The organism is Micromonospora sp. NPDC005206 (assembly GCF_040608175.1).
Classification (GTDB): domain Bacteria; phylum Actinomycetota; class Actinomycetes; order Mycobacteriales; family Micromonosporaceae; genus Micromonospora.
Genome location: NZ_JBEXHU010000024.1, coordinates 53481 through 72623, shown reverse-complemented (window position 1 = coordinate 72623; position 19143 = coordinate 53481). Strand labels below are relative to the sequence as shown.

Annotated in this window: 16 protein-coding genes and 1 pseudogene; 8 read left to right on the top strand and 9 right to left on the bottom strand. The window is 70.2% G+C overall.

The genetic code is table 11. The features are described from left to right. Positions 1 to 4: 4 nt before the first annotated feature. The 5 genes from ABZU69_RS30555 (at position 5) to ABZU69_RS30535 (ending at position 6894) form a co-directional block, all read left to right on the top strand. Complete coding sequence (locus tag ABZU69_RS30555) at positions 5 to 817, top strand: carbohydrate ABC transporter permease (protein ID WP_354967768.1); 813 nt, start codon at positions 5 to 7, stop codon at positions 815 to 817. A gap of 4 nt (positions 818 to 821) precedes the next feature. Further along, complete coding sequence (locus ABZU69_RS30550; RefSeq protein WP_354967767.1) at positions 822 to 1892, top strand: hypothetical protein; 1071 nt, start codon at positions 822 to 824, stop codon at positions 1890 to 1892. Positions 1893 to 1955: 63 nt separating this feature from the next. Continuing rightward, entirely contained in the window at positions 1956 to 3236 is a 1281-nt protein-coding gene (locus ABZU69_RS30545) for a Gfo/Idh/MocA family oxidoreductase (RefSeq protein ID WP_354967766.1), read from the top strand. Positions 3237 to 3250: 14 nt separating this feature from the next. Next, complete coding sequence (locus ABZU69_RS30540) at positions 3251 to 5281, top strand: hypothetical protein (protein ID WP_354967765.1); 2031 nt, start codon at positions 3251 to 3253, stop codon at positions 5279 to 5281. Then, a complete protein-coding gene (locus ABZU69_RS30535) occupies positions 5278 to 6894 on the top strand; it encodes a glycoside hydrolase family 13 protein (RefSeq protein ID WP_354967764.1) in 1617 nt (538 codons plus the stop codon). Before ABZU69_RS30540 ends, ABZU69_RS30535 begins: the two co-directional genes overlap by 4 nt. Before the next feature lie 40 nt (positions 6895 to 6934). Here the strand turns inward: ABZU69_RS30535 and ABZU69_RS30530 are convergent, their stop codons facing one another. Both ABZU69_RS30530 and ABZU69_RS30525 read right to left on the bottom strand, forming a co-directional pair. Next, entirely contained in the window at positions 6935 to 7771 is an 837-nt protein-coding gene (locus ABZU69_RS30530; protein ID WP_354967763.1) for an IS5 family transposase, read from the bottom strand. A gap of 312 nt (positions 7772 to 8083) precedes the next feature. Beyond that, positions 8084 to 8842, bottom strand: coding sequence for a transposase family protein (locus ABZU69_RS30525; protein WP_354967762.1), 759 nt, complete (start codon positions 8840 to 8842; stop codon positions 8084 to 8086). A 368-nt stretch (positions 8843 to 9210) separates the two neighbouring features. Here ABZU69_RS30525 and ABZU69_RS30520 point away from each other — a divergent pair, with 368 nt between their 5' ends. Then, on the top strand, positions 9211 to 10050 hold the full coding sequence (locus ABZU69_RS30520; protein ID WP_354967761.1) for an IS5 family transposase: 840 nt from the start codon (positions 9211 to 9213) through the stop codon (positions 10048 to 10050). Positions 10051 to 10469: 419 nt separating this feature from the next. Here ABZU69_RS30520 and ABZU69_RS30515 read toward each other — a convergent pair whose 3' ends face one another. From ABZU69_RS30515 to ABZU69_RS30485, 7 genes and pseudogenes are all read right to left on the bottom strand, one after another. Then, entirely contained in the window at positions 10470 to 10706 is a 237-nt protein-coding gene (locus ABZU69_RS30515; protein ID WP_354967810.1) for an SDR family oxidoreductase, read from the bottom strand. A gap of 83 nt (positions 10707 to 10789) precedes the next feature. Then, positions 10790 to 11503, bottom strand: a complete 714-nt coding sequence (locus tag ABZU69_RS30510; RefSeq protein ID WP_354967809.1) for an IS6 family transposase — start codon at positions 11501 to 11503, stop codon at positions 10790 to 10792. Positions 11504 to 11505: 2 nt separating this feature from the next. Beyond that, the gene (locus ABZU69_RS30505) at positions 11506 to 12309 is read right to left on the bottom strand and encodes a helix-turn-helix domain-containing protein (RefSeq protein WP_354967760.1); all 804 of its coding nucleotides are present in this window, start codon (positions 12307 to 12309) and stop codon (positions 11506 to 11508) included. Between the two features lie 9 nt (positions 12310 to 12318). Beyond that, positions 12319 to 13290 (bottom strand): helix-turn-helix domain-containing protein, encoded by a 972-nt coding sequence (locus ABZU69_RS30500; protein ID WP_354967759.1) that lies wholly within the window; start codon positions 13288 to 13290, stop codon positions 12319 to 12321. An 88-nt stretch (positions 13291 to 13378) separates the two neighbouring features. Beyond that, positions 13379 to 14279: pseudogene (locus ABZU69_RS30495) on the bottom strand (glycosyltransferase family 2 protein); the annotation flags it as partial. Between the two features lie 46 nt (positions 14280 to 14325). After that, positions 14326 to 15846, bottom strand: coding sequence for an MFS transporter (locus tag ABZU69_RS30490; protein WP_354967758.1), 1521 nt, complete (start codon positions 15844 to 15846; stop codon positions 14326 to 14328). Between the two features lie 17 nt (positions 15847 to 15863). After that, the gene (locus ABZU69_RS30485) at positions 15864 to 16646 is read right to left on the bottom strand and encodes an IclR family transcriptional regulator (protein WP_354967757.1); all 783 of its coding nucleotides are present in this window, start codon (positions 16644 to 16646) and stop codon (positions 15864 to 15866) included. A gap of 58 nt (positions 16647 to 16704) precedes the next feature. Between ABZU69_RS30485 and ABZU69_RS30480 the strand changes: the two genes are divergently transcribed. Continuing rightward, positions 16705 to 17979 carry an NAD(P)/FAD-dependent oxidoreductase gene (locus tag ABZU69_RS30480; protein ID WP_354967756.1) on the top strand — a complete coding sequence of 425 codons (1275 nt, stop codon included), beginning with the start codon at positions 16705 to 16707 and terminating at the stop codon, positions 17977 to 17979. A 14-nt stretch (positions 17980 to 17993) separates the two neighbouring features. After that, a complete protein-coding gene (locus ABZU69_RS30475; RefSeq protein WP_354967755.1) occupies positions 17994 to 19100 on the top strand; it encodes a cupin domain-containing protein in 1107 nt (368 codons plus the stop codon). The last annotated feature ends 43 nt before the right edge of the window (positions 19101 to 19143 follow it).

Genomic DNA, 19143 nt, shown 5'->3' with positions numbered 1-19143 from the left:
ACGGGTGCTGCGCACTACGGCCCTGGTCGCCTTCGCGCTCGCCTTCATCTTCCCGTTCTACTACATGTTCATCGGGTCGTTGCAGGCCGAACCGGACACCTCCCCGGCCGGGGCTTTCCCTACCGGCGGCCTCACCCTGGACAACTACCGGGAGATCAACGCCGAGATCGACCTGCTCCGGTCCCTTGCCAACTCCGGGATCTTCACCGGCGGGGTCATCCTCGGCACGGTCGTCTTCGGCGTACTCGCCGGCTACGCGCTGGCGCAACTCAGCTTCCGGGGCCGGGGCACCCTCTTCGCGCTGGTCCTGCTGGTCCAGGTGGTGCCGTTCCAGCTCCTGCTGATCCCGCTCTACGTGCTGATCGTGCGCGGCTACGGGCTGGCCGACTCCTACCTCGGGATGATCCTGCCGTATGCGATCAACACCACGGCGGTCTTCGTCTTCCGGCAGTTCTTCCTGCAACTGCCGGCCGACCTCTTCGCCGCCGCCCGGATGGACGGCGCGGGCGAACTGCGCATCCTCTGGTCGGTCGCGCTGCCGCTGGTCCGCCCGGCACTGCTCACAGTGGTGCTGCTGACCTTCATCGGCCCGTGGAACGAGTTCCTCTGGCCGTTTTTGATCACGAAGCAGACCGACATGCAGCCGCTGGCGGTCTCGCTCGCCAACTACCTGAGCAACGTCGCCGCGCGGGCCGCCAACCCGTACGGCGCGATTCTCGCCGGCGCCTGCGTCCTGGCCGCACCAGCCGTCGCGCTGTTCGTCGCCTTTCAGAAGCACTTCACTTCCAGCAACATCGGATCTGGCGTAAAGGGTTGAACCGTTGACTGTCTCCACCGTCGTCCCGTACACCCTCACCCGACTCGGCGTGGTCATGGCGCCCGAGGCGGCGGAGCCGCTGGAGGTCGAGGGGGTGCTCAACCCGGCCAGCGGGCGTACCCCGGACGGGAAGCTCCACCTGCTGCCCCGGCTGGTCGCCGAGGGGAACGTCTCCCGGGTCGGGCTCGCCGAGGTCGAGTTCCACGACGGGGTACCGGCCGGGGTGATCCGCCGCGGCGTCGTCCTCGCCCCCGACGAGAGGTGGGAGCGCGGGCTGAACAACGCCGGGGTAGAGGATCCGCGCGCCACCTGGGTGCCGAGCCTCGGTATGCACCTGATGACGTACGTCGCCTACGGGCCACTCGGGCCGCGCTTGGCCCTGGCCGTCTCCACCGACCTGCGCACCTGGCGCCGCCTCGGTCCGATGCAGTTCGCCTACCAGCCGGGCCTGGACACCGACCTGAACCTCTTCCCGAACAAGGACGCGGTCTTCTTCCCCGAGCCGGTACCCGGCCCGGACGGCCGGCCCTGCTACGCGATGCTGCACCGTCCAATGTGGGACCTGGGCTGGTTCCGCCCCGGTGAGGGGGTGCACCTGCCCGCCGGAATCACCGACGAGCGGCCCGGCATCTGGATCTCCTACGTCCCCGCCGAGGAGGTGCACTCCGACATCACCGCCCTGGTCCGGCTCCGCGACCACCGCTGCGTCGCCCTGTCCGAGTTCCCGTACGAGGAGTTGAAGATCGGCGCCGGCCCGCCGCCGATCCGGGTGGAGGAGGGCTGGCTGCTCATCCACCACGGGGTGACCGGCCACATCCCCGACACCTTCGACCCCAGCACTCAGAAGGTCGAGTACGCGGCCGGGGCGATGCTGCTCGACCCGGCCGACCCGGGCCGGGTGCTTGCCCGTACCGCCGAGCCGATCCTGGTGCCCGAAACGGAGGACGAGCGCTCCGGCACCGTGCCGAACGTGGTCTTCCCGACCGCGATCGAGGAGGTCGACGGGCTCCGGTACGTCTTCTACGGGATGGCAGACGCCAAAATCGGCGTTGCCCGGCTGGACCGTGTCCGGTAAGTCGGGCGGTCCGGCCCGACCGGTCATCGTTACCGGGCCGGCTGCCGCACCGGGGTGGGCCCGGTGACCGGCCCGGCCGCGCTGCGCCTCGGCGTCGTCGGGGCCGGCGGCTTCGCCACCTTCCTCTCCGGCGCCCTGCGCGACCTGCCGGACGTGACGGTGACCGTGGTCGCCGACCCGGACACCGACCGGGCCGGGCGGCTGGCCGGGACGCTGGCCGCCCGGGCGGTGCCGGACTGGCAGACGCTTGTCGCCGCCGACGACGTGGACGTCGTGGTGGTCGCCACCCCGCCGGCCGGCCACGCGCAGATCATCCTCGCGGCGCTGCGCGCCGGCCGGCATGTCTTCGCCGAGAAACCCCTCGCCACCGGCGAGGACGACGCCATCGCCATCCGGAACGCGATCGCCGCCACCGGCCGCGTCCTGGTGGTCGACCACGTGCTGCGCTACAACCCCGTGCTACGGGCGCTGGCCCGGCTGCGTGACCCAAGGTTCGGCACGCCGCCCGGTTCCCCGCCCGGCCCGCCGCCCGGCCCGCTGCTCAGTCCGCTCCGGCGGCTTGCCTTCGAGAACGACGCCAGCGACGAGGATCTCGGCTCGGAGCACTGGTTCTGGGACGAGCGGGTCAGCGGCGGGATCTTCGTCGAGCACGGCGTGCACTTCTTCGACGCGGCCGACGCCCTGGTCGGCTCGACCCCCGAGTCGGTGCAGGGCATGCTCGGCCACCGCCCCGGCAGCGACCTGGTCGACCTGGCGGTCGCCACCACCCGGTACCCGGACGGCGCGGTGGCGACGTTCGCGCATGGCTTCAGCCACGCCCACCGGTGTGAGCGGCAACTGATGCGGATCGACTTCGGCACCGCCGAGGCCCGGGTGACCGGCTGGATCCCGGTGCACGCCACCGTCGACCTCTGGACCGACGACGCCGGAGCCGCGCTGGTCGGAAGCCTGCCGGCCCGGGTCGCGGAACTGCTGGCCGTCGACGGCCACAGGTTGGGTGACCGGGCCGCCGTCGAGGTGGCGGTGCACCGGCACGCCGGCCCGGCACACACCCGGGATCGGGGCCACGAGCGCCGGCTGCCGCATCGCTGCCGGATCACCGTCGACCTCGGCGGCGAGGCCGCCAAACCGTACGTCTACGCCGAGAGCGTGCGGGCCGTCATGTACGACCTGGTGCGCTGCGTCCGTACCGGCGACCGGCCCGTCGCCGGAGTCACCGAGGGCGTGACGGCGGTGACCGTCGCCGCCGCGGCCCGCCGCTCCGCCTGCGAGGAACGCACCGTCCACCTCGGACAGCAGCCGTCGGGACGCCCGACGGCTGCCCCCACCACTCACCCGTCCTGACCGAGGAGACCCCCGTGAAACGTCGATCGCTGCTGCTGGGCAGCCTCGCGCTCACCACCCCGCTGCTGGCTCCTGCCCCGGCCGGAGCCGCCGCCCCCGCCGCCGCCCCGCGGAGCACGGTGGCGCGGGGCCGTCCGCTCACCAACCTCGCCCACCTGGACTTCCTGCGGCAGGACGTCACGCCGCCGGACCAGCACGGGCACACCACCTACCGGCTCGCCGACACCCCGCGAATCGGGGTGCTCTGGACGTACGCCGAACCCGGGCCGGACGGCGAGTTCCGCCGGGTCGGCGGCGGAGCATACGACCCGGAAACCGACACCTGGGGGCAGGGCGCCTACAACGCCGACGACATCTCCCGGGCCGCGGTGGTCTACCTGCGGCACTGGCGGCAGACCGGGGCCACCACCAGCCGCGACGGTGCGTACCAGCTCCTGCGCGGCCTGACCTATCTGCAGACCGCGGACGGTCCGCACGCCGGCAACGTGGTGCTCTGGATGCAGCCAGACGGCACGCTCAACCCGAGCGCCGAGCCGAAGGAACTGCCGGACCCGTCCGACAGCGACGCGTCGTACTGGCTGGCCCGGACGATCTGGGCGCTCGGCGAGGGGTACGCCGCGTTCCGCGCCACCGACCCGGACTTCGCCGACTTCCTGCGGAACCGCCTCGACCTGGCGATCGCCGCCGTGCAGCGCCAGGTGCTCGTCCGCTACAACCGGTGGCAGATCATCGACGGGGAACGTACCCCGGCCTGGCTGATCGTGGACGGCGCGGACGCCACCGCCGAGGCGGTGCTCGGTCTCGGCGCCTACGTCGAGGCCGGCGGCGGCACCACCGCCCGCCGGGCGCTGCGCCAACTCGCCCGGGGCATCGCCGCCCTCGCCGACGGCGACGTGCGGGAATGGCCATTCGGTGCGATCCGTCCCTGGGCGCTTTCGCGCTCGGTCTGGCACGGATGGGGCGCCCAGATGCCGGCCGCGCTCGCCCGGGCCGCGCAGGCACTCGGCGACCGGACCCTGCTCGGCCCGGCCGTCACCGACTCGGCCGTCTTCACCCCCTGGCTGCTCACCTCCGGCGGCCCGGACAACGGCCGGCTGCCCACCCGCACCGACCGGACCCAGATCGCCTACGGCGTCGACTCCCGGGTGCAGTCGCTGCTCGCCGTCGCCGATGCCAGCGGACGTTCCGGGTTCGCGCAGCTCGCCGCCGTCACCGCCGCCTGGTACTTCGGCGCGAACCCGGCCGGGACGCCCGGCTACGACCCGGACACCGGCCGGGCCATCGACGGCATCAACGGCGACGGGCAGGTCAACCGGAACTCCGGCGCCGAGTCCACCATCCACACGCTGCTCAGCATGCTGGCCCTGGACGCCCGTCCCGAGCTGACCGCCCTCGCCCGCCGCACCGAGGTCGTCGAACGGGTCGGCGCGGTGACCCTGGAAGCCGAGGATGCCGCCCGATCGGGTGGGGCGACCGTGGTCACCCCACCGTCCGCTTGGACCGGCGAATCGCTGATCAGTGGGGCGTACGTCGACCTGCCCGCCGGGGCCGGGCTGCGCTGGCAGCTCCCGCCGGCCGACCAGCCCCGGCTGGTGCTGCCCGTGGTGGACCTGCGTTCCGGCGTACCCGCCCGGACGGTCTGGCGCAGCGACGCCGGACCGCTCGGCGAGGTCGACCACGCCCGGATCGGCGCCCAGGGCAACTCCCCGGCCCCGGGCGCCCTGCTCCCGGTCACCCTGCCCCGCGAACTCGCCGCCCACGCCACGGACCTGACCGTCGAGGCGGCGGCCGGGGAGCCGGCGACCGTCGACGCGGTCGTGCTGGAGCCGCTGGTCTCCCGGCTCACCCTGGCCGGCGGCGAACGGCGCACGACGCTGCTGCGCAGTGCTGCCCGGACCGCCCGGACGGCGGAGATCACCGCCACCGGACCGGCCACCGTCGAGGTGTACGACGCGGCGGGCGTGCTCCGCTCGCGGGGCACCGGCGCCGCCGCCACGCTGCGGGTCACCGTGCTGCCTGGCGGCTTCACCCTGGTCCGCCAATGACCGGGTCCGCGCCGGGGGAGCTGTGGTGGCGCGGCGGGGTCTGCTACCAGGTGTACGTGCGCAGTTTCGCCGACTCCGACGGCGACGGAGTCGGCGACCTGCCCGGGGTGACCGCCCGCCTGCCGTACCTGGTCTCCCTCGGCGTGGACGCCGTCTGGCTGACCCCGTTCTATCCGTCACCGATGGCCGATGGCGGGTACGACGTCGCCGACTATCGCGGTGTCGACCCGGCCTTCGGCACCCTCGCCGATTTCGACGCGCTCGTCGCCGACGCGCATCGGCTCGGCCTGCGGGTCGTCTGCGACCTGGTGCCCAACCACACCTCGGACCGGCACCCTTGGTTCCGCGAGGCGCTCGCCGCACCGCCGGGCAGCCCTGCCCGTCGCCGGTACGTCTTCCGTCCGGTCGATGACCACGACCCGGACCGGCCACCCAACGACTGGCGTTCGGCGTTCGGCGGGAGCGCCTGGCGGCGGGTGCCGAGCCCGGACGGCTGGCCCGACGAGTGGTACCTGCACCTGTTCAGCCCCGAACAGCCCGACCTGAACTGGGACAACCCGCAGTTGCGGGCGGAGTTCCGGAAGATCGTCCGGTGTTGGCTGGACCGGGGTGTGGACGGGCTGCGCATCGACATGGCGCACGCTCTGTTCAAGCACCCCGACATGGTCGACGCCGGCGCCGGACAGCACATCGAGTTCCGGCGTAACCACCTGATGCCCTTCTTCGACCAGCCGGGCGTGCACGGGCTGTACCGGCAGTGGCGAACCATGGTCGACGCGGTGCCGGGGGAGCGGGCGCTGATCGGGGAGGTGTGCCTCTTCGACGCCGACCGGCAGGCCCGGTACGTCCGCCCCGACGAGCTGCATCAGGCGTTCACCTTCGAGTTGCTGGAGTGCGACTGGTTCGCCCCCGCGCTGCGGGACACCATCGGGCGGACGCTCGAGGCGTACCGCCGGGTCGGCGCCCGGCCGGCCTGGGTGCTTAACAGCCACGACGCGACCCGGACCGTCACCCGCTACGGTTCGGGAGGTGGGGGCCCGCGGGCGGCCCGGGCCCGGGCCGCCGCCCTGTTGATGCTGGCGCTGCCCGGCGCGGCGTACGTCTACCAGGGGGAGGAACTGGGGCTGCCCCAGGTGGACCTCCCCGACGAGGCGCTCCGCGACCCGATCTGGGAACGCTCCGGGCGGACCGTGCGCGGGCGGGACGGCTCGCGGGTACCGATTCCGTGGACGGCGGACGGCGAGACGTACGCCTTCTCGCCAGACGGCGCCGACCCGCCCTGGCTGCCGCAGCCCGACGGCTGGGGAGCCTGGAGCGTGCAGCGGCAGACGGCCGACCCGGCCTCCACGCTGGCGCTCTACCGGGCGGCGATTCGGTTGCGCCGGAAGGTGGGGGAGAACATCGGGGCCGCTGAGCTGACTTGGTGGGACGCCGGACCGGACGTGGTGGCGTTCCGTCGCGGCGACGGGTTTGGCTGCGCGGTCAACACCGGCGGCGGGGCGGTGCCGCTGACCGGTGTCGGCCGGGTGCTGCTGGCGAGCGTACCGGCCGAACCGGCGGGCGGGGCGCTCCTGCTGCCGCCGGACGCCGCGGTCTGGTTCATCCCGGCCTGAGAGGGCGTCTGATTCACGTATTTTGCGAGTGATGCTGCCTTCAGGTGTCTCGCCAGGTTGGGGTGGTTTCGTCGGTGATGCGTTTGGTGAGGTTGTCGATCATCGCGATGCGGATCATGCTGGCTGAGTTGTCGGGTAGGGCTTCGTAGTCGCGGGCGAGGCGTCGGTGTTGCATGATCCAGCCGAGGGTGCGTTCGACGACCCATCGGCGTTTGACCACGGAGAATCCTTTGATCTGTGGGTCCCTGGTGACGACTTCGACGTCGATGCCGAGGGCGGCGCCGTGTTCGATGACCTTGTTCTTGAAGCCCGCGTCGACCCAGGTCTTGGCCAAGGCAGGGTGGATGGCTTTGGCCTGGTCGAGCAGGTTGATGCCGATGGTGTTGTCGCTGGCGCTGGCAGCGGTGACGACGACGGCGAGGAGTAGGCCGAGGGTGTCGGTGATGATGCCCCGCTTGCGTCCGACGATCTTCTTGCCGGCGTCGATGCCCTGGGTGGGCAGGGGTGCGTTGGTGGAGGTTTTCACACTCTGGCTGTCGATGATGCAGGCCGACGGGTGCACGGCACGTCCGGCCTTGGTGCGGGTCAGTCCGGTGAGCTGGTAGTTGAGCTGGACGAAGATGCCGTCGTTAGTCCAAGCGGTGAAGTAGCCGTAGACGGTCTGCCAGGGCGGGAGATCGTGGGGCAGATAGCGCCGGGCGATGCCCGTGCGGTTGACGTACAGGATCGCGTTGAAAATCTCCCGCAAGTTGTGGGTGGCAGCGCGTCCGCCGACGCCGGCCTGGGTACGGGCCTGACGCCAGGCATTCAGGCGTGGTGCGATCAGCGCCCAGCGGGCGTCGGACAGGTCGCAGGGGTAGGTAGGTCGCTCAACCATGCCGTGGTTCTACTGTGGACGAGCGGTAGTGGATCGCACCCGCGGTCCGACCACACGAGGACTTTTCTGAACCAGACACGTTCCGTGGAACGAAGCTGGCATATCGTTGCGACATCAGTCAGGCAAATGGTGCCGATAGCCGTGAGTCGTCGGCTCTACTGGCCCGGCAGCCGGCGGGCCGAATGCTGCTGATCCCACGCAGACAAGATTAAAACGCCCAGTCAGAAGGCATTCGATGAACCGGTGTCCCGCTATAACCTGTTTGCGGCGTGCCCTATTCTGCCGCTTTGCGGTTTGGATAGTGACGTGATCTCAACAAGAATCCGGTAGGTATCGGTATTCGAAGTGGATGAGGTGGAGAGCAGCGCGGACGATGTCGCCGATCTGCCGTGGGCTGGCGGTGGTGTGGCGTAGGGTCCGCCATCGGCCGGTGAGGATCGCGAAGCCGCGTTCTCCGAGGCACCGCATGGATCGAAGGATCGCGTTGTGGGTGCGGTTGTCTGCGGCGAGGCGGCGGCCGTCGGCGGGCTGCTTGTACGGGGTGTGGATGCCCTGGCCAGCGCCTTCGTAGCCGGAGTCGGCCAGGGTCGGCAGATCCAGCGCCGAAGCGGCCCAGTAGAGCGCGCCGGTGAGGTCCAACTGTTGGGCGCAGGTCAGGTCGTGCAGGTGTCCGGGCATCGCCTGCGAGGTCCAGATCGGTAGCCCGTCCGGGCGCATGATGGCTTGGATGTTCGCACCGAAGTCGCGGTGTTTCCCGGAGTACCAAGCGTCGATCGTTTCGCCTTTCACGCTGGTGGTCGTCTCGGCCAGCCGGTCGGTGTCGAAGAGTTTCCCGTCGAGGATCACGTGCGACCAGCCGTCGGCGGCTACCCGTTGCAGGGCGTCGTGCAGGGTGGGTGTCTGCGCCGCCAGGACGCGTACGGCCTCGGCGACGTACCGGTAAGCGGTTGCCCTCGACACGCCGAACCCGGCCCCGAGGGTGGTCTTGTCCTCGCCCTTGCGGAACCACACCAGCACCAGAAGCGCCTGGTAGAAGCACGTCAGCGCCCGGGATCGCGGTCGGGTTCCCACCGTCCGACGCTCAGCGCGAAGCAGACGCGCCACGTGTCGCACGAGTTCCCTGGGCACGTCAAGCCTGGCAGAATAGGTGATCACGTGGAGCCCTCTCGGAGACTGATTCCGTCGCAAGAACCTGTCTACCGATGGCTCCACGTCCTTATCCCACGCTGTCCGCTATGGACGCTATGCCCGTGTCATGCCGAACCGCGCCCGGATCCTTGCTGAGATCACCTCAGTGATACGACTCCGCCCTGACGGGCCAGTCGACGCCTGTTTCGTCTCGCTTCACGTACCAGATTCCGTCTGACGTAGATCTGGCCGTGAATCGCCGTCCCTGTCGCCTGCGACCCTCACCGCTCCGTCCAGAGTAGATCTCTGCCATGACCGCTCGCCGCGCCTACCCGTCCGACATCTCCGACGCCCGCTGGGCGCTGATCGCACCGACACTGCTCGCCTGGCAGAAGACCCGCCTCGACCGGCGACCCACCGGCGAGCCGGCCCGCACCGACGTCCGAGAGGTGTTCAACGCCATCCTCTATGTCAACCGGACCGGGATCGCCTGGAAGTACCTGCCTCATGACTTTCCGCCACACACCACGGTGTACTACTACTATGCCGCCTGGCGCGACGAAGGCCTCCTCGCCCAGCTCAACGTCGACCTGACCGCCCTGGCCCGGGTGAAGGCCGGCCGCGATGCGCAGCCCACCGCCGCGGTCGTCGATACACAGAGCGTGAAGACGTCCACGAACCCACCGACCGCCACGCAGGGAACCGACGCGGCCAAGAAGATCGTCGGACGCAAACGCAGCGTAGTCACCGACACCCTCGGGCTGCTGCTGGCCGTCATCGTCATGGCCGCCTCCGCCACCGAGAACACCGCCGGAATCCAAGCCTTGGAGCAGGTCAAGGCCACCCATCCCACCGTGACCAAGACGTGGGTGGACGCCGGCTTCAAAACCAAGTTCGTCGAACACGCCGCCACTCTGGGTATCGACGCCGAGGTCGTACCGCGCAACACCAACGTTCGAGGCTTCCACGTGGTCAAACGGCGCTGGGTCGTGGAGAGGACCCTGGGCTGGCTGATGCTGCACCGCAGACTCGTCCGCGACTACGAGACTCTCCCGGCCAGTTCCGAAGCCATGATCCACATAGCGATGATCGACAACGTCAGCCGCCGCATAACGGAAGAATCAACACCCACCTGGCGAGGCACATATTAGTAAATCAAGAACAAATCGAACGCCCTCTGAGACAACATGACACCGAGAAGGACCGCACCCGCGCATGTCATCATCGCTGATCGACGTGATCCGTCAGCATGCCCCTGCCCCATCCGGCGCGACGCCCGCCGTCCGGGAGGCATATGGCCTGTTGGAGGCCCTGGCGCGGTTTCCCGACCCGCGTGACCCGCGGGGGATCCGGTACCAGGGGATCGCGGACAGTCCCGCGTCAATCCACGAAAGGGGCGGTTCAGGTCCCTGACTCAAACCCGGCCCGCTCGACAGCAGCGTGTCCGGCCCGCCCGATTCGAGGATCCGGCCGAATGACCCCTAGCCACCGCAAGCCGGCCCGGGTAGTCCGAGGACTCCACGACGCCCGTCGTGGCCCCCGGAGTACCCGTCCGTTCAGCGGCGACTTGTCAGTTGCGGCCCGCCATAACGCCGCCGTCCACGTTCCAGATCGCGCCGGTCACCCAGTCCGTCTCGGGCGAGAGGAGGAAGGTGATGGTGGAGGCGATGTCGCGCGCCGTGCCGATCCGGCCGATCGGGTGGAACGCGTCGAAGCCGTGCAGGACCTGATCGATCTGGTCCTTCGGAATGAAGCCCTCATACAGCGGCGTGGCCACGACCGCGGGCGCGACCGCGTTGACCCGGATCTTGTGGGGGGCCAGTTCGATCGCCAGGTGGCGCTGTTGCGTTGCGGGTCAAGGGAGATGGCGAGCCCGTTTCGGGTCCGCGGTCAGATCCCGTGGGCCAGCTCGGTGAACGCGGCAGCGACCCTCTTCGCTGGCGGGACATCGACGGAAAGTTCGTAGTGACCGCGTCGCAAGTTCTGCATGAAGGCGTGTCCGGCGATGATCACTTGTGCGGTCTGGTCGGTCCGGAGTCCACGCATGGGTCGTAGCCGGTGTTTGAGCTGGCTGTGATCCGCCTCGATCGGATTGTTCGCGTACCGCTCGACGTGGTGCCAGGCCGAGGGGATCAGGTCGTCGAGCACCGCGGGGTAGACCGGGGCGGCGTCGGTGACGACCTCGCTGGGCGTCACATTCAGCATCCGCAGCGCACGCTGGAAGAACCGCCGGGCCGCGGCGGCATCGCGGCGGGCCGAGACGAGCGCGTCGATGACCTGCCCGTGCTGGTCGATCGCGCGGTAGACGTACCGCCACACGCCGTTGACCTTGACGTAGGTCTCGTCGACGAACCACCGGTCACCAGGCGAGTGGCGGGCGAACCGGGCCACGTCGGCCAGCAGCGGCGTGAACCGTTGCACCCACCGGAACACGGTGACGTGGTCGACGTCAACACCGCGTTCGACGAGCAGCTCCTCCACGTCTCTGTACGAGAGGCAGTACCGCAGGTACCACCGGACCGCGACGACGATCACCTCGGACGGGAAGCGGAACCCGGTGAACGCCGACTTCGGTGGCGACCAAGGGCGACGAAGGCTGGACAGCGTCACCCGTCCAGCCTGCCTCGGCCCCTGGGATCCGGCAACGCAACAGCGCCCTTCCCGTCACGGTCCCGGATCAGGAACCGCGTCCGGCAGCCGGCGTCCTCGAGGTCCATGACCAGGTTCTTTGCCGCTTGTGCCACCCACGTGGCGGTCGGGTGCGTGGTCACGCCCAGGACCCGGACCCGTCGGTTGGCGTGCTCGATCACCGCGAGCACGTACAGCCGCGCTCCGGTCAGGGTGACCGTCTCGAAGAAGTCGCACGCCAGCAGGGCGTCGGCCTGCGAGCGCAGGAAGTCGACCCACGTGCTGCAGGCGCGCTCGGGCGCCGGGTCTATCCCGGCCTCTTGCAGGATCTCCCACACGGTGGACGCGGCCACCTTGATTCCAAGCACGAGCAGTTCGCCGTGAAGTCGGCGATATCCCCAGCTGGGATTCTCCCGCGCCAGGCGCAGCACCAGGGCGCGAATCGAGTGCACGGTCCGCGGCCGGCCCGGGCGCTTGGGCCGGGACCGAGCCGCGTGGCGGTGTGCGAGCAGGTCGCGGCGCCAGCGCAGGACAGTGTCGGGGCGCACCAGCAGCGGCATCCGACGCAGCACGTCTGCCGGGAGCCGGTGCAGCAGCGCCGCCAGGAACGCCCGATCGCTCGGGTGCAACCGCGGTCTCTGCTTGCCCAGTTGCCGCTCCAGCAGGGTGATCTGATGACGCAACGCCAGGATCTCCACGTCCTTGTCCCAGTCGCTCATCGGCAGCAGGCGCAGCATGGCGAACGCGTTTGTCACGCCCAGGTAAGCCAGTCGCAGCAGCACGGCGGACCATCATGCCGTGCCGATCATCGGTGCGCGAGAGCCCCAGCGCGCAATCGGGATCGACATCCCGTCCACCCCAAGCACCGGCTCCGACCAGGGCGGATGGAGTTTTCGGCAGGGGCAGCGTTCCCGTCGTACGGTGCCCACCCATCGTTCGGCGAACGCGTTTGCCCGGGGTGCCTGCGGCGGGGTCTTGATCACGTCGATGGCTTCGGCGGTGAACACGGCGTCGACGGTGTTCGTGAACTTCGTGTCGCGATCGCGGAGCAGGAACCGCAGCCCCGCCGCGTGTTGGTCGAGGTCCATCAGCAGATTCCGTGCCTGCTGGGCCACGCAGGCGCCCGTTGGATGCGCGGTCACCCCAACCACGTGGACTTGGCGGGTGGCGATCTCGACGAAGAACAGCACGTAGATCCGCTTGAGCAACACCGTGTCGACGGTGAAGAAATCACAGGCCAGGATTGTGCGGGGCTGGGCGGTCAGGAGCTGCCGCCAGGTCGGTCCGGACCGCCGTGGTGCCGGGTCGACCCCGGCCTGGTTGAGGATCTTCCACGCCGTGCTGGCCGCAACCCCGTGGCCCAAGCCGACCAGCTCACCCTGGATGCGGCGGTGCCCCCACGACGGGTTCTCCGCCGCGAGTCGCAGCACCAGGTCGCGGACCTGTGCGTTGACCGGTGGCCGGCCCGGCCGGGCATGCGGGTACGTCCATCGTCGGGCGACCAGTTCACGGTGCCACCGCAACAGCGTGGCCGGGGTGACGATGACCGCCGACCAGCGGGGGCGGGGCAGCAGCCGCGACAGCACCGCCAGCACCGCCCGGTCGGCCGGCTCGAGATCGGGCCGGTGCACCTGGCGACGCAGCACGGCCACCTGATGGCGGAGCACCAGGATCTCCACATCCTTGGCCCCACCGTCGCGGGCGATCTGGGACAACATCTGCAGGACCTGGCGAAGCAGCAGGTACAGCAACGACGCGCTCATGGCCACGAGCATGACGGCTGCGCAGGGCTCGAGCTCGCACAGAACCTCACTTCAGACAGCCGAACCGAGTATTCGAGCCCCACACGTTGACGGCGATGACGTCGACCGTCGGCGCGGCGAGCGGCAACACGATCTGGAAGATCGCCTGGTACGGCAGGCCGCGCCGGCCCAGCTTGCCGGCGGGGCCGGCCTCCACGAGCGCGTGGCGGCGCTTCCACCTTGCCTGCATCGTGCCGTAGCACCAGCGGTAGTGCTGCCGCCACAGCTTGCCGCAGCGACGAGGGCGCCTCGGTCCAGGCGATCGCACGTTCCTCGTACACCATCGTCCAACCGGCGCGGAGCACCGCCATCGTGAGGTCGGTGTCCTCGGCGAGGGTGTCCGCGGGCAGCCCGCCGACCTGGGCGAGGACCTCGCGGCGGAACGCGCCGATCGGTCCGGGGACAGTGGGCATGCAGCCCAGGACGTCGTACGTCCGGCGGTCGAGGTTGAAGCCGATGACGTACTAGAGGTGCTGCCACCGGCCGAGCATGCGCCGCCGGTTGGCGGCTTTCGTGTTGCCGGAGATCGCCCCGACCGTCGGATCGGCGAATCCCTGCACGAGCCGATAGACGGTGTCCGGCTGGAAGACTGTGTCCCCGTCGACCAGGACCAGTAGGTCGGCGCGGGCGTGCCGGATGCCGGTGTTGAGCGCCGCGGGCTTGCCTGGCCGAGCGCGCCGTGGCGGCGGGCCACGTCGAGCCCGAAGGCGCCGGGAATGCCTTCCTGGTCTGCGAGCAGATGGCCGGGTACGTGCGGCACGTCGTACACAGTCACCGCGGCTTCTTCGGTCTGCAACGGATCTCCGCCCGAGTTGCCAAGGCCACCAACAACGGCGGCAAGGTGGACCTGTCGGCGCAACCGGAACACCAGATCCTCGGCAACCAGAAGACCGACGGGTTGATCGGCAACCGCTCCGGCGCCCGTGCGTCGGGACTCGTCGCTTCGGGATTCCCCGCCCGGCTCACCCCCGATGCGGCGGCCTTCGTGGACGCGACCTATCTGCCCTCGCTGGAACAGGCGTGGGGCCGCGACGCGCACGCCCTGGTACGGGCGCCGGCGCAGGAGCGCATGATGTTCGATCTGCGCCCGAACGGCCGGCGCGCAGGCAGGAGCAGGCTGAGCACCGCCGCCCCAAGCCACACGCCGATCCCGACGCCGAAGGCGGCTCCGTATCCGGCGTTGCTCGGCAGGTCCCGGCCCGGCTCGGTGTAGACGTCGAGCACCAGCGCGCTCAGCGTGCTGCCGATCGAGTAGCCGATGCTGCGCAGCACCTGGTTGAAGCTCGTCGCGCTGCCGGTCTCCTCGGCCGGAACCGCGTTGAGCAGGACTCCTAGGCTCGCGGAGAAGGTAAGCCCGACACCGAGGCCGGCTAGGCCCATGGCGAGGAACGGCTGCCACAGCTGTTCGCGCCAGAGCGCGAGTAGCCCGGTCGCCGCGACGAAGACGAACGCGCCGAGGGTGATCGTCGGTTCAGCGCCCACCCGTCGACGCAGGGCTGGTGCGACCCGGTTGGCGACGACGCTCCCGACGGAGAAGGGCACCAGGACCAGCCCGGCCACCACGACCGGCACGCCGAAGCCGTATCCGGCGGTGGGTGGTGTCTGCACGAACCGGATGACCAGCGCCATGAGCAGATAGATGCCCACCCCGGCGAGGAGCGTGGCGACGTCCGCGGTCAGCACCGACCGGTCTCGCAGCAGGCGCAGTTCGACGAGCGGGTGTGCACAGCGGATCTCATGCGCCACCCAGAGCGCGAGGAGGGCGGCGGATGACACCAGCAGGCCGATGACCGGACCGGACGACCAGCCCCAGTGCTCGCCCTGGCTCAACCCCACCAGGAGCGCCACCAGGGAGGCGCTCAGCGCCACGACCCCGAACAGGTCGAACGGCCGGTGCCGCGCCGCCGAGCGCGCCGGGATGACGAGCCAGGCGAGTACGAGCACGGCCGCGCTGATGCCGACACCGAACCAGAAGGCCGCCCGCAGGCCCATCCGGTCGGTGATAAGGCCGGTGATCGGATATCCGAGCCCGACTCCGGAGACGGTGGTGACCGACAGCGCGGCGATGGTGGAGCGTGCTCGATCCATCGGAAGGTTCTCCCGCGCGACGGTGATCACCAGCGGCACCATGCCCAGGCCGACGCCCTGCAGCGCGCGGCCCGCGAGGAGTTGGGCGAAGTTCGCCGAGACCGCGGCGAGCAGGCTGCCGGCCAGGGTGAGGCCGAGGCAGCCGAGGATCACCTGGCGCCGTCGGGGCCCGTCGCCGAGGCGGCCCATGGTCGGGGTCGCGACCGCCCCGGCCATCAGCGCCACGGTCAGCGACCACTGGGCCGAGCTGACCGAGACCTGGTAGTGCCGCGCGACGGTCGGGATCAGCTGCGCGCCGAGACTGCTGATGACTGCGGTGACCAGCCCGATGGCGATCAGAGCCGGTGGCAGCGCGGCGATGTGGCGGTCGGAGAGCAGGTCGGGACCGCCCGGCGTGGTGGGGGTGGTCGTGCCCGCGGGGCGTGTCACTGCGGCCTTGAGGCCCCTCACAGGTCGGCACGGAGAAGCTCGGTGACCGCTGTCTGCGCCTGGGCGAGCGCCAGAGCGAACTGTCTGCCCTCGTCGGCGGTCGGCATCCGGCTCGTCGGCACGGCGACCGCGATCGCGGCGAGCGGAGCCCCGATGAGATCCCGGATCGCGGTGCCGACCGCGCTGATCCCCTTCTCTCCCTCCTCGACGTTCACCGCGTACCCGAGATCGCGGATCGCGGCCAGCTCCGTTTCCAGCTGATCCCAGGTCTGGATGGAGGACGCCGTCCGGCTCTCCAACTCGCGGTTCGGGTAGCGGCGGTCGAGCTCGGTGCTGGGCAGCGCGGCGAGGATCGCCTTGCCGCCGGCCGTGCAGTGGGCCGGCAGCATGAGCCCGGTCCGGCTGCCGACCCGGACCGACCGGGGACTCTCGACGCAGTCCATGAACCGTACGTTCTGGCCTTCGAGCAGCAGCAGCGAGACCGTCTCCTGAGTTTGCTCGCGCAGCTCCTCAAGGACCGGTCGGGCGACCCGACGGATGTCGATCCGCCCGATGGCGGCGAGCCCGATCTCGTTCAGCGAGGAGCCGGGGCGGTACGCGCCGTTCGGCTTGTCCTGCATGACGAAGCCTCGCGCCCGCAGGGCGGTGAGCAGGCGGTGGGCGGTGGACCGCGCGACGCCCAACTCCTCGGCCGCCTCGGCGACCCGCAGCACACGGCGTTCGCCGATGAGCTGCAGCAGCCGCAGCGCGTTGTCCACGGATGACAGGCCTCCGTCCGAGGGGGCACTCGAATTCTGCATGCAGGAAGAGTAGACCAAGATCTTCCTTCATGTGGAAGCTTGTGCCTAGGGTGGCGCAATGACTTCCTCGCCTGGAGAAAATCGACCCCCCGTGGCCGTCGTCGGCGGCGGGCCTGTTGGCATGACCGCGGCCGCGGCGCTGTCGGGCGCCGGCATCCCGGTCGTGGTTCTCGAGGCTGAGCCGGTGGCGAAGACCGACTGGCGTGCCTCGACGTTCCATCCGCCAACCCTCGAATTGCTGAGCGAACTCGGCGTCGTCGAGCAGATGCACGCCGAGGGCCTCATGGTGCCGCGGTACCAGTTCCGCGACCGCCGGGACGGGCTGGTCGCGGAGTTCGACTTCGGGCTGCTGCGTGAAGAGACGCCCTATCCGCACCGGTTGCAGCTCAACCAGCAGCATCTGGTGCGGATGCTGGCGGACCGGCTGCGGGACCAGCCACTGGCCGAGGTGCGGTTCGGATGCCGCGTCACCGACCTCGACACCGCAGGCGACGTCACCACGCTGACCGTCGAGACGCCCACCGGCGTGGAGCGGCTGGCCTGCTCGTACGTCATCGGCGCCGACGGCGCGAGCAGCACGGTACGGGGACTGCTCGGCATCGACTTCGAGGGCTTCACCTATCCCGAGCGCTTCCTGATCGTGAGCACGTCGATCGACATCCGTGAGCTGTTGCCCGATATCGCGGACGTCAACTACATCGCCGATCCCGAGGAGTGGCTGTTCCTGCTGCATACGCCCGAGTCGTGGCGCGCGGTCTATCCGGTGCCCGCCGGACAGTCACGGGAGGAGGCCACCGACCTCGCGGAGATCCAGACGCACCTGCAGGGCATTGCCGCCTACCCGCCGGGGTACCCGGTGGGCGACTACCAGCTCTACAACGTGCACCAGCGGGTCGCCTCCACGTTCCGGCTCGGCAACTGCGCCCTGATCGGCGACGCGGCACACATCAACAGCCCGCTGGGCGGCGTCGGACTCAACAGCGGCATCCACGACGCCATGGATCTCACCCGCCGGTTGACCCGCATCCTGCGCGACGGCGCCGACGCCGACGCCGAGCTGGACCAGTTCGCCCACCTGCGGCACCGGGTCGCCGTCGAGTACGTCCAGGCCGACACCCAGCGGAACACCGAGCGGCTCAACGAGCGCGACGAGGGAAAGCGGCAGGCGCACCACGCCGAGTTGCGGGCGATCGCCGGCGACGTCGAACGGTCTCGGGCGTGGTGCCGGCGGGCGTCACTCCTGGCGAGCGTGCACGAGTTCGGGATCGGCCACCCGCTCGAGCCGGCCTCCTACCCCACCGGGCCGACCGCGGCCCGCACCGAGCGTCACTGAACGGAGAGAACGCTGTGACAATCGAAAAATCCGTCCCCGACGTGACCGTCGACGAGGAGCTGGAAGCGTTCTACGCCGACCTGGCCGCGGTCCATCTGCACCCGCTGTGGACGATCACCAAGCAGCTGCTGACGCCGACGCCACAGCCCCGGGCGGTCCCGTGGCTCTGGTCGGCCGAGACGCTCAGGCCGCTCGCCGAGCGAGCGTTGCGGCTGGTCCCCGTCGAGCGCGGCGGCGAGCGTCGGGTGCTGAGCCTCGGCAATCCCGGGCTGGGTGGCCTGCCCTATGCCGCCGGAACGCTCTGGGGCGCGATCCAGTGCCTCGGCCCGGGGGAGACCGCGCCAGCCCACCGCCACTCGCCCGGTGCGATCCGGTTCGTGCTCGAAGGCAGCGGCGTCTGGACGACCGTGAACGGCGATCCGTGCGACATGTACCCCGGCGACCTCGTGCTGACCCCGGCCAGTAACTGGCACGAACACACCAGTGCCGGCACCTCGCCGATGCTCTGGTTCGACGGCCTCGACCTGCCCATGGTGGAGGCGCTGGACGCGATCTTCTTCGAGCCGTACCCGCACGACCGGCAGCCCGACAGCGGCGAGCACAACCAGTCCGAGGCGCGCGAGCGGGGACACGGGCAGCCGTACGCCGAGGGCGCGGTGACCGCACTGGACCCCGAGCACTCGCCGCTGCTGGTGTATCGGTGGACCGATACGGACGCGGAGCTGACCCGGCTCAGCGAGCTACGTGACGAGGCGATGGTCAGCCTCGAGTTCGCGAACCCGCGTACCGGGGCGAGCGTGCTGCCGACCCTGAGCTGCGGTATGCACCGGCTGGCGGCCGGACGGCGGACCGCGCCGATCCGGCATACCGGCAACACGATCTACGTGGTCTACCGGGGGTCCGGTAGCACGGTGGTTGACGGGGTCCGGCTCGACTGGTCCGCGGGCGACATGTTCGTCGCGCCGTCCTGGGCGGCGGTCGAACACCTGGCACACGAGGGTGCCGACATCTTCACGTTGGGTGACGCGCCGGTGCTCCGCGCGCTCGGCCTCTACCGCGAGCAAGTGCTCGCCGATCCCCAGCGCGTCGACCGCGTGTTCACGCCCGAACAACAGCCATGACGCCGATGCCCGATGGTACGACCCGGAGCCGGAGGAACAGACG